The 9,363-nt window shown below is 72.5% G+C and carries 9 protein-coding genes; 6 read left to right on the plus strand and 3 right to left on the minus strand.

Features of this window, described 5'->3' with window-relative positions; all coding sequences use genetic code 11:
* Positions 1 to 12 precede the first annotated feature (12 nt).
* Both ACFYPJ_RS04230 and ACFYPJ_RS04235 read right to left on the minus strand, forming a co-directional pair.
* Positions 13 to 942, minus strand: a complete 930-nt coding sequence (locus ACFYPJ_RS04230; RefSeq protein WP_389010222.1) for an NADP-dependent oxidoreductase — start codon at positions 940 to 942, stop codon at positions 13 to 15.
* Positions 943 to 1,306: 364 nt separating this feature from the next.
* Positions 1,307 to 2,053 (minus strand): right-handed parallel beta-helix repeat-containing protein, encoded by a 747-nt coding sequence (locus tag ACFYPJ_RS04235; protein ID WP_389010225.1) that lies wholly within the window; start codon positions 2,051 to 2,053, stop codon positions 1,307 to 1,309.
* Positions 2,054 to 2,369: 316 nt separating this feature from the next.
* Between ACFYPJ_RS04235 and ACFYPJ_RS04240 the strand changes: the two genes are divergently transcribed.
* Complete coding sequence (locus tag ACFYPJ_RS04240; RefSeq protein ID WP_389010227.1) at positions 2,370 to 3,437, plus strand: helix-turn-helix domain-containing protein; 1,068 nt, start codon at positions 2,370 to 2,372, stop codon at positions 3,435 to 3,437.
* A 151-nt stretch (positions 3,438 to 3,588) separates the two neighbouring features.
* Here the strand turns inward: ACFYPJ_RS04240 and ACFYPJ_RS04245 are convergent, their stop codons facing one another.
* Complete coding sequence (locus tag ACFYPJ_RS04245; protein ID WP_389010230.1) at positions 3,589 to 4,428, minus strand: hypothetical protein; 840 nt, start codon at positions 4,426 to 4,428, stop codon at positions 3,589 to 3,591.
* A 177-nt stretch (positions 4,429 to 4,605) separates the two neighbouring features.
* On the opposite strand from ACFYPJ_RS04245, the gene ACFYPJ_RS04250 reads away from it, so the two are divergent.
* The 5 genes from ACFYPJ_RS04250 to cseC all read left to right on the plus strand — a co-directional run bounded on the left by ACFYPJ_RS04250 (position 4,606) and on the right by cseC (position 9,231).
* The gene (locus ACFYPJ_RS04250) at positions 4,606 to 5,481 is read left to right on the plus strand and encodes an A/G-specific adenine glycosylase (protein WP_389010233.1); all 876 of its coding nucleotides are present in this window, start codon (positions 4,606 to 4,608) and stop codon (positions 5,479 to 5,481) included.
* Positions 5,482 to 5,745: 264 nt separating this feature from the next.
* A complete protein-coding gene (locus ACFYPJ_RS04255) occupies positions 5,746 to 6,285 on the plus strand; it encodes a SigE family RNA polymerase sigma factor (RefSeq protein WP_389010236.1) in 540 nt (179 codons plus the stop codon).
* A 44-nt stretch (positions 6,286 to 6,329) separates the two neighbouring features.
* On the plus strand, positions 6,330 to 6,935 hold the full coding sequence (locus ACFYPJ_RS04260; RefSeq protein WP_389011570.1) for a hypothetical protein: 606 nt from the start codon (positions 6,330 to 6,332) through the stop codon (positions 6,933 to 6,935).
* A gap of 237 nt (positions 6,936 to 7,172) precedes the next feature.
* Complete coding sequence (gene cseB / locus ACFYPJ_RS04265) at positions 7,173 to 7,874, plus strand: two-component system response regulator CseB (protein ID WP_389010239.1); 702 nt, start codon at positions 7,173 to 7,175, stop codon at positions 7,872 to 7,874.
* 13 nt (positions 7,875 to 7,887) lie between these two features.
* The gene (gene cseC / locus ACFYPJ_RS04270) at positions 7,888 to 9,231 is read left to right on the plus strand and encodes a two-component system sensor histidine kinase CseC (protein ID WP_389010242.1); all 1,344 of its coding nucleotides are present in this window, start codon (positions 7,888 to 7,890) and stop codon (positions 9,229 to 9,231) included.
* The last annotated feature ends 132 nt before the right edge of the window (positions 9,232 to 9,363 follow it).

Below are 9,363 nucleotides of genomic sequence, written 5' to 3' on the forward strand. Positions count from 1 at the left end.
CCGGCTACCGGCTCAGGCTTCTCGGTCTTCGGCGACGCGGATGATCGTCTTGCCGGGGGTGCGCCTGCCGGGGGCGAACGCGGCGGCCGCCTCGGCGAGCGGCCGGACCGACCCGACGATCGGCTTGAGCCGCCCGTCCCGCAGCCGCCGGGCGAGGTCGGCGAGGCGGGCGCGGTCGGGCTCGACGACGAAGAAGACGGCCCGGCCGTCCTTCGGGTGGACGGTCACCGGGTGGGCGATGGTGACCAGCGTGCCGCCGGGACGCACCAGTGCGGTGGAACGATCGAGGATCTCGCCGCCGATCACGTCCAACACCACGTCCACGTCGCCTGCCTCCGCCAGCCGCTCGGCCCCGAGGTCGAGGAACGTGTCCGCGCCCAGGCCGAGGGCGGTGTCCCGGTCATCGGCCCGGCCGGTGCCGATCACCCGGGCACCGGCCTCACGGGCGAGTTGCACGGCGATGGAGCCGACGCCGCCCGCCGCACCGTGGATGAGCACGGTCTGGCCGGTGGTGAGGCGGGCGTGGTCGAAGAGTGCCTGCCAGGCGGTGAGCCCGGAGATCGGCAGGGCGGCGGCCGTGATGTGGTCGACGTCGGCCGGGAGCGGGGCGAGGTTGCGGGCCTCGACCGCGGTGTACTCGGCGAGTGAGCCGTCGCGGCTCCAGTCGGCCAGCCCGAAGACCCGCTGACCGACGGTCAGGCCGGTGGTGCCGTAGCCCAGTTCGGTGACCACGCCGGACAGCTCGTGACCCGGCACGCTCGGGGTGCGGTCGCGGCCGGCCCGGTCGGTCCAGGTGCCGGGCCAGGACAGCTCGCCCGGGGTGAAGCCGGCCGCGTGGACGCGCACGATCACGTCGTTCTCCGCGGCACGCGGGTGGGGCAGATCGGACAGGGTGAGGCCGCCGACTCCGGCGTCTCGGTCCTGGACGGTGATGGCTTGCATGAAGTCTTCCTCAGGGATGGGGGACGTCGTCGGCGGGGCGCACGCCTGGTCGGCGCGGGCCGGTGCCTGGCCGCCGGGCCGGCCACCGCGGGCGGCCGGCCCGGCGCGGACGCTCGACCCTGGCGTGCTCGTACTCCGCTGCTCCGACCGTAGACGCAAAGCGGCCCATAGCAGTGGGCCATTCCTGAGGTGATTCACTGGGCCATTCGGGTGGTCTGGTTCTCGGTGCAGGGGTGGCGCCCCGCCGGAGGGGCACGAGGACCATCCGGCGGGACGCGAGGACCTGTCCGGCGGGACGCGACCGCCGACGGCTTGAAGATCGCCGTACGGGCTCTACCGCGCGGTGCTGATCGCCGTACGAGCCCTACCGCCTGGTGTTGCCGCCCTTGTCGACGATGCTCGCCTTACTGCACCTCTTCCAGGCAAGCTTGATGCCGGTGCTGCCGCCGCCCCGGCCGCCCCACTTGATCGTCGGGAGCCGCTTGCCGTAGTAGCCGGGCCCGTACTTGTTGTTCTTGAAGACGTTGCCGCTGCCGCAGGTCTCGCCCTTCTCCAGCCGGCCCCACTCGCTGAACATGGCGTACTGACCGGCCTTGGTGAAGGTGTTCCCGCTCACCGTGTTGTTCCGGCTGCCGTTCCTGATCCGTACCGGGTCGCCGCTGATCGACGAGAACTTGTTGCCGCTGACGGTGCTGCCCGAGGTCTTCACCAGGTAGACCCCGTGCATGTTTCCGCTGTTGCGCAGCCCGGAGAAGGCGTTCTTCCGGATCACGATGCCGGAGGAGTTCTGCACGTGGACGCCGGCGAACCCGTCGGAGCCGCTGAGGTTCCTGAAGGTGTTCCCGCTGACGGTGACCTTCGAGACGTTCCGCAGCAAGATCGCGTTGTCATGGCCGGAGAACGTCCGGCCGCTGATGGTGAAGCCGCCCGGGCCGCCGTCGATGCACACCTGGTAGTCGCCCTTCGGGCACTTGACCTGCCCCGGGTACTTGGCCGCGGTGGCACCCCAACTGGGCGCGGCCATGCCGCCGAGCAGCAGGGCGGCGCCGACGGCGGTGGCGAGTGCGGCGGTCGGTACGAGGCGGCGGGCCTGCGTGCCGTGCACGGTCATGAGGGGACTCCTGTCCGGTGGATGGTTGGGCGGTTGGGCCGCGGGGCCGCAGGGCTGTGCGGCCAAAGGGCTGTGCGGCCATGCGGCTGTGCGGCTGTGGGCCGCGGCAACCCGGCCCTCCCCCGTCGGACCGGGCCACCGCGACAGCAACCGAGACTGGGCGACCGTCCCGTGTCCGGCAACGGCTTTCGGTGTCCGGGACAGACGTACGGCTGTCCGGGCTGGTCAGCGACTTGTCCGGACTGTGCGGCCGGGGCCGCCCGGCGAGGCCCGCAGGGGGGTTGTCGCCGCTGTGGGCCGCAATCACAATGACCGCATGGCGATCACGGGGGACTTACCGGATCCGGAGGCGGCACGGACCGCCGCCGAGTACGTTGCGCTGCTCAGGCGGCTCAAGGAGCAGAGCGGACTGACCTTCCGCCTGCTGGAGCAGCGGGCCGCCGACCACGGCGACGTGCTCGCGCGCAGCACCTTGGCGAACGTGCTCCAGCGGGACACGCTTCCGCGCGCGGAGATCGTCGCGGCACTGGTACGGGCGTGCGGGGCCGGACGGCACGTGGCCGCCTGGCTGGCGGCACGGGAGCGGATCGCGTCCGGACCCGAGCCGGCCACGGCCCCCGGACCCGAACCCGAGCCCGAATCCCCGTCAGAATCCGTGTCCCCGCCCGCGCCCGGATCCCCGTCGGCGTCCGCGTTCGCGTCTGCCGGAGACGGCCGGGCGGCCCTGGGCTCCGCCGCGGCGGACGGCCGGAACCGGCGCCCGTCGCTCCTCGGCGGCAGCCGGACCCGTACGGCCTCCGTCACCGCCGTCGCCTCCCTGGGCGCGGTCGCCCTGCTCGTCGTAGGCGCCCTGGCGCTGATGGCGCAGGACACAGGCGGAGACAAGCACGAGGGCAAGGACCGGGCCGGACCCGCGCCGGGCCTGTCCCGCATCCGTCCGGCACGGGCGCCGCAGCTGTGTCTGACCGACGGCGAGGTGAACTCCGGCGGCGCGAGCAAGGTGGTGGCGGTCCAGCGGTCCTGCGCTCAGGCCGTTCCACCGCGTACGTATCTGCTGCGGGCCGACGGCGGCCTGTACCGCGTGCAGTGGGACCATCCGGTCCAGGGCAAGGGCTGTCTCACCCTCCTGGTCGACGAACCGTTCCGGAACATGCTCGAACCCCGCAACGACTGCACGGCCGGTCTCCAGCGGTTCCGCATCGACCGGGCCGAGGGCACCGACGGGTGGCGGCTCCGCCCCGAGACGGGTGACGGCCTGTGCGTCGCCATCCGTGGCGACGGCGATGCGGCGGGCGCGGCGGCGGTGACGGAGCGCTGCGCGGACGAGGCGGCGGACGGCAGCGGGAAGGACGACCGGCAACTCTTCCTCATCGGGCCCGGCTGACGGCGGAACGGCACAACGGATACGGGGCGACCACCGGGACACCGCACCCACCGGGCCCCATCGACCACCGGCCCGCAGCCAGACCCCGGTCCGCCACCGGCCCGCAGCCTGACCCCGGTCCGCCACCGGCCCGCAGCCAGTCCCCCGGACCCTAGTCGGCCGCCAGTACGAACGACGTCTGGGCCTTGCTGAAGCCCGGTGCCGCCGCTTCCATCAGATAGGTGCCGGTCCCGGCCGAGCCCGCCGGCGGGGTGGCGCAGTGCGGGGCGCTCGGCTTGCGGTCCCACTTCACGGTGTAGGTGATGCTGCTGCCGGCCGGCACCCGGTACACCAGGCTGCCCGCGCCCTTGGGGCAGTCGGCGGACGACCAGTACGCGTCCCCGGCGTCCGCCGGTGTGATGGTCAATACGGCGTTCTTCGGGCCGAGATCGACCTTGCAGTCGGCGGCGGAGGAGTTCTTCGCGGTGAGTTCGAACGTCGGCGTCTGCCCGGGCGAGTAGGAGTTGTGCAGGCTGCGGAGGCTCAAGGTGACCGCCCCGGAACTGCACTTGGGCAGCCCGGAGGAAGCAGGGAGCGTCGGCCCCGTACCCGTGGCCGGGCCGGTACCGCCACCGCCCGACCCGCCGCCGGAACCGGAACCGGAGCCCGCCGTACCACTGGAGTCCGCCCCGGACGGATCGTCGGAGGCGCCGCCCGCGCCCGTCCCGGAACCGTCGCCGTCGCCGCCGGAGGCACCGCCGCCCGACTCGTCCCGCCCGCCCGGATGTTCGCTGATCGCGGACCCGGACGGGGACGGCCCGGGCGTGATCGTGGACGCGGGGTTCTTGCCGTCGGACCCGGCCGTGTCCTTCTTCTTCCCGCCACCGCCGCCCGAGGTCACGATCCAGGTGACGAGCAGCGCCGCCAGGGCGACCACCGTCGCCAGTACGACCCTCCGCCGCCAGTAGATGGAGGAGGGAAGCGGCCCGATCGGATTGCGCAGAGATCCCACGGCGCAAACTTTACGAGAGATCGGCGCGCTGGCTTGCGGCACCCGCCGTCCGAGTGCAACTTTTACAGATCATCATCCCGGCAACTGCCGTCGAAAGGCATGCCCTTCATCCGCCGCGCCCCGGCCCGGTGGCGCCGCGAAGCGCGTCAGCCCCACCCGTGGCAGGATCGGAGGGCCATGACTGAGAAGCTCCACGACCCCGTGATCGCCTGGTTCGACGCCCATGCCCGCGACCTCCCCTGGCGCCGCCCCGAGGCGGGCCCCTGGGGTGTGATGGTCAGCGAGTTCATGCTCCAGCAGACGCCGGTCAACCGCGTCCTGCCGGTCTACGAGCAGTGGTTGGCCCGCTGGCCGCGCCCCGCCGATCTCGCCGAGGAGGCACCCGGCGAGGCCGTCCGCGCCTGGGGCCGGCTCGGCTACCCGCGCCGCGCCCTGCGGCTGCACGGCGCCGCGGTCGCCATAACGGAGCGGCACGGCGGCGACGTACCGACGGACCACGCGCAGTTGCTCGCGCTGCCCGGCATCGGCGAGTACACGGCGGCGGCGGTGGCCTCGTTCGCGTACGGGCAGCGGCACGCCGTGCTCGACACCAATGTGCGCCGGGTCTTCGCGCGGGCGGTCACGGGCGTGCAGTACCCGCCGAACGCCACCACGGCCGCCGAGCGCAGGCTTGCCCGTGAGCTGCTGCCCGTGGAGGAGCGGACCGCCGCCCGCTGGGCCGCCGCGTCGATGGAGCTGGGCGCGCTGGTGTGCACGGCGAAGAACGAGACGTGCCTGCGCTGCCCGATCGCCGACCAGTGCGCCTGGCGGCTGGCGGGCAAGCCGGAGCACGAGGGTCCGCCGCGCCGCGGCCAGACGTACGCCGGGACCGACCGCCAGGTGCGCGGCAAGCTCCTCGCCGTCCTGCGCGAGGCGCGCGCCCCCGTCGCGCAGGCGGCCCTGGACCGGGTGTGGCACGAGCCGGTGCAGCGCGCCCGGGCGCTCGACGGACTGGTCGCGGACGGTCTGGTGGAGCCGCTGATGGGTGGCCGGTACCGGCTTCCGATGAGCTGACGTACGAACAAGTCACAGATGAGGGCGCTCGATTGCCGTTCCCAAATGCGGCAAAGCCTCCCAAAATAGGACATAGAGAAGGGCTCCCTTACCCCGAACCTACTTCCGTTACACAACCGACGGACAGCCGAGTGCCATCCGCAGGCTGCTCCGCACAGCCCCGTGACAAGCGCTCCGTAACTTCATTTTCGTGCCCGGAAGACCACCGGACCACGGAATGACTGGCACGGAGCCGTAGCAGAACGGGGAACGGAGGCGGTTGGAATGGCGCAGGGCGAGGTGCTCGAATTCGAGGAGTACGTCCGCACCCGGCAGGACGCGCTGTTGCGCAGTGCCCGCCGGCTGGTTCCGGACCCGGTCGACGCCCAGGATCTGCTGCAGACGGCACTCGCCCGGACGTACGGCCGCTGGGAGGGCATCGCGGACAAGCGGCTCGCCGACGCCTATCTGCGCCGGGTGATGATCAACACGCGGACCGAGTGGTGGCGGGCGCGCAAGCTGGAAGAGGTCCCCACCGAGCAGCTGCCGGACGCGTCCGTGGACGACGCCACCGAACAGCACGCCGACCGGGCGCTGCTCATGGACATCATGAAGGTGCTCGCTCCGAAGCAACGCAGCGTCGTGGTGCTGCGACACTGGGAGCAGATGTCCACGGAGGAAACGGCCGCCGCCCTCGGCATGTCGGCCGGAACGGTCAAGAGCACGCTGCACCGGGCGCTCGCCCGGCTCCGCGAGGAGCTGGAGGCGCGCGATCTGGACGCACGCGCGCTGGAGCGTGAGGAGCAGGAGCGTTGCGCGGCCTGATGGGCGCCGGGCCCAGTGCCCGAGGGAGTGCGCAGGCGGTGAGCATGGCGGTGGCCGTGCTCGCCGCCCTCGCCCTTTTCGCCACCGCCTGTGCCGCCGGGGGCACCGGCGCCCGTGACGAGGGGCCGGCCCATGCCGACTCGGCCGCGGGCGCCGCGGCCTCCCCCGTGCCCAGCCCTTCCGAAGCCTTCCGGCGGGTGAACGCGGTCACCCTCGTCAAGGACGACCCGAAGGTCTCCTCCGCGGTCAAACGGGAGCTCAAGCCGTGCGCCGCCGATGAGTACCCGGTCGACGTGTCCTACGGCGACCTGACCGGCGCGACCGTCGACGACGTCGTGGTCAACGTCCTGACCTGCGGCGACGCGGTGGGAGTAGGCGCGTATGTGTATCACAGCGAGGGCGGCAGGTACCAGAACGTGTTCAGGAGCGAGGAGTCACCCGTCTACGCCGAGATCGACCGCGGCGACCTGACGGTGACCAAGCAGGTGTACGAGAAGGGCGATCCGGTGTCGAGCCCCTCAGGGGAGAACGTGATCACCTACGCCTGGAAGACGGACCGCTTCACCGCGGTCTCCGCCCACCACACCGACTACGGCGACACCGTCGGCGGCTCGGCGCAGCCGGTCCCGTCGGCGGCACCGGGCAACTGACGGCCGTCCCCGGCGAACTTCGCGCCCGGGACGACCGTCACATGAACGACGGCACGAGTACCGCATGACGACCGTCAGACGGACGGCAGCACGAAGTCCGCATGACGACCGTCACCTGGACGACAGCACGAGAACCGCATGAGGACCGGCAGACAGATGCACGACGGCACGAGAACCGCCTGAGGACCGTCACATGGACGACGGCACGAGAACCACATGAGGACTGAGAGCACCGGGATGGCAGACCAGACCCACGTCCTGTTCGTCGAGGACGACGACGTCATCCGCGAGGCCACCCAACTCGCTCTGGAGCGGGACGGCTTCGCGGTCACCGCGATGCCCGACGGGCTGTCGGGCCTGGACGCGTTCCGGGCCAGGCGCCCCGACATCGCCCTCCTGGACGTCATGCTGCCCGGCCTGGACGGGGTGAGCCTGTGCCGGCGCATCCGCGACGAGTCGACCGTGCCGGTGATCATGCTGTCCGCCCGCGCCGACTCCATCGACGTCGTCCTGGGCCTGGAGGCCGGTGCCGACGACTATGTGACCAAGCCCTTCGACGGCGCCGTCCTGGTCGCCCGCATCCGCGCGGTGCTGCGCCGCTTCGGGCACGCCGGCGGGGTCGCGCGGGCCGCGGACGCCGCGGAGGCCGCCGGCGGGGTGCTGGCCTTCGGCGACCTGGAGATCGACACCGAGGGCATGGAGGTGCACCGGGCCGGCCAGCCGGTGGCGCTCACCCCGACCGAGATGCGGCTGCTCCTCGAATTCTCGTCCGCGCCGGGCACGGTGCTCTCCCGCGACAAGCTGCTGGAGCGCGTGTGGGACTACGGCTGGGGCGGCGACACCCGCGTCGTCGACGTCCACGTACAGCGCCTGCGGGCGAAGATCGGCCAGGACCGGATCGAGACGGTCCGCGGCTTCGGTTACAAGCTGAAGGCCTGAGCGGAGCGACGGTATGTGGGGGTTCATTCGGCGTCCGGCACGCGGACGACTGCTGCCGGCGGGCATCCGCACGGGGCTCCGGTGGAAGCTGAGCGCGGCCATCGCACTGGTCGGCGCGCTGGTGGCGGTCGCGCTCAGCCTGGTCGTGCACAACGCGGCCCGGGTCTCGATGCTGGACAACGCGCGCGACCTGACCGACGAGCGGGTGCAGCTCGCCCAGCGCAACTACGAGCTGTCCGGGCGGCCGAACTTCCCCAGTATCAAGATCGACGACCCCGACCTGCCCGCCGCGCTGCGGGAGCGGGTCGAGGCCGGGCGCCGGGCCACCTATATCAGCGAGCAGAGCGGCGAGGTGCCGGACATCTGGGCCGCGGTCCCGGTCAAGGACGGTCATGTGCTGTCCCTGCACACCCACATCACCGACCGCAGCACGAACATACTGAAGGACCTCGACCAGGCGCTGGTCATCGGCTCGATCACGGTCGTGCTGGGCGGCAGCGCGCTCGGTGTGCTCATCGGCGGGCAGATGTCGCGGCGGCTGCGCAAGGCGGCGACGGCGGCGAACCAGGTCGCCAAGGGAGAGCCCGACGTCCGGGTGCTGGACGCCATCGGCGGTGTCGTACGGGACGAGACCGACGACCTCGCGCGCGCGGTGGACGCCATGGCGGACACGCTCCAGCAGCGGCTGGAGGCCGAGCGGCGGGTGACCGCCGACATCGCGCACGAGCTGCGCACCCCGGTGACCGGGCTGCTGACCGCCGCCGAACTGCTGCCGCCGGGACGGCTCACCGAACTGGTCCTGGACCGGGCCAAGGCGATGTGCACGCTCGTCGAGGACGTGCTGGAGGTGGCCCGGCTGGACGGCGCCACCGAGCGGGCCGAGCTTCAGGACATCCTGCTGGGCGAGTTCGTCGCCCGGCGGGTGGCCGCCAAGGACCCGGAGGCGGAGGTACGGGTGGTGCACGAGTCGGAGGTCACGACCGACCCGCGCCGCCTGGAGCGGGTGCTGTTCAACCTGCTCGCCAACGCCGCCCGGCACGGCAAGCCGCCCATAGAGGTCACCGTCGAGGGCCGGGTCATCCGCGTCCGCGACCACGGGCCCGGCTTCCCCGAGGAACTGCTCGCCGACGGCCCGCGCCGCTTCCGCACCGGCAGCGCGGACCGGGCGGGCCAGGGCCACGGCCTGGGCCTGACCATCGCCTCAGGACAGGCCCGGGTACTGGGCGCCCGGCTCACCTTCCGCAACGTACGGGCGGCGGGGGCGCCGGAGCACGTTCCCGCGGAGGGCGCGGTGGCCGTCCTGTGGCTCCCGGAACACGCGCCGACGAACACGGGCAGCTACCCCATGCTGACGTAGCGCCCCGGCCGCAGGCGCGGGCGGTGACGGGAAGCGACGGCGGGAAGCAGCGGCGGCATGCGCGGGCGGGGAGGATCGGCGGGCACAGGGGGCCGGGTCGGCAGGGCCGGTCAGCGGAGAGCAGAACGGCAG

Source organism: Streptomyces sp. NPDC006012, from assembly GCF_042871185.1.
Taxonomy (GTDB): Bacteria; Actinomycetota; Actinomycetes; order Streptomycetales; family Streptomycetaceae; genus Streptomyces.

Coding starts and splice junctions, on each gene's coding strand:
- cseB (WP_389010239.1), top strand. CDS start 7,173: ATGGCAGACCAGACCCACGTCCTGTTCGTCGAGGACGACGACGTCATC.
- ACFYPJ_RS04255 (WP_389010236.1), top strand. CDS start 5,746: ATGGCGCAGGGCGAGGTGCTCGAATTCGAGGAGTACGTCCGCACCCGG.
- cseC (WP_389010242.1), top strand. CDS start 7,888: ATGTGGGGGTTCATTCGGCGTCCGGCACGCGGACGACTGCTGCCGGCG.
- ACFYPJ_RS04235 (WP_389010225.1), bottom strand. CDS start 2,053: ATGACCGTGCACGGCACGCAGGCCCGCCGCCTCGTACCGACCGCCGCA.
- ACFYPJ_RS04230 (WP_389010222.1), bottom strand. CDS start 942: ATGCAAGCCATCACCGTCCAGGACCGAGACGCCGGAGTCGGCGGCCTC.
- ACFYPJ_RS04240 (WP_389010227.1), top strand. CDS start 2,370: ATGGCGATCACGGGGGACTTACCGGATCCGGAGGCGGCACGGACCGCC.
- ACFYPJ_RS04260 (WP_389011570.1), top strand. CDS start 6,330: ATGGCGGTGGCCGTGCTCGCCGCCCTCGCCCTTTTCGCCACCGCCTGT.
- ACFYPJ_RS04250 (WP_389010233.1), top strand. CDS start 4,606: ATGACTGAGAAGCTCCACGACCCCGTGATCGCCTGGTTCGACGCCCAT.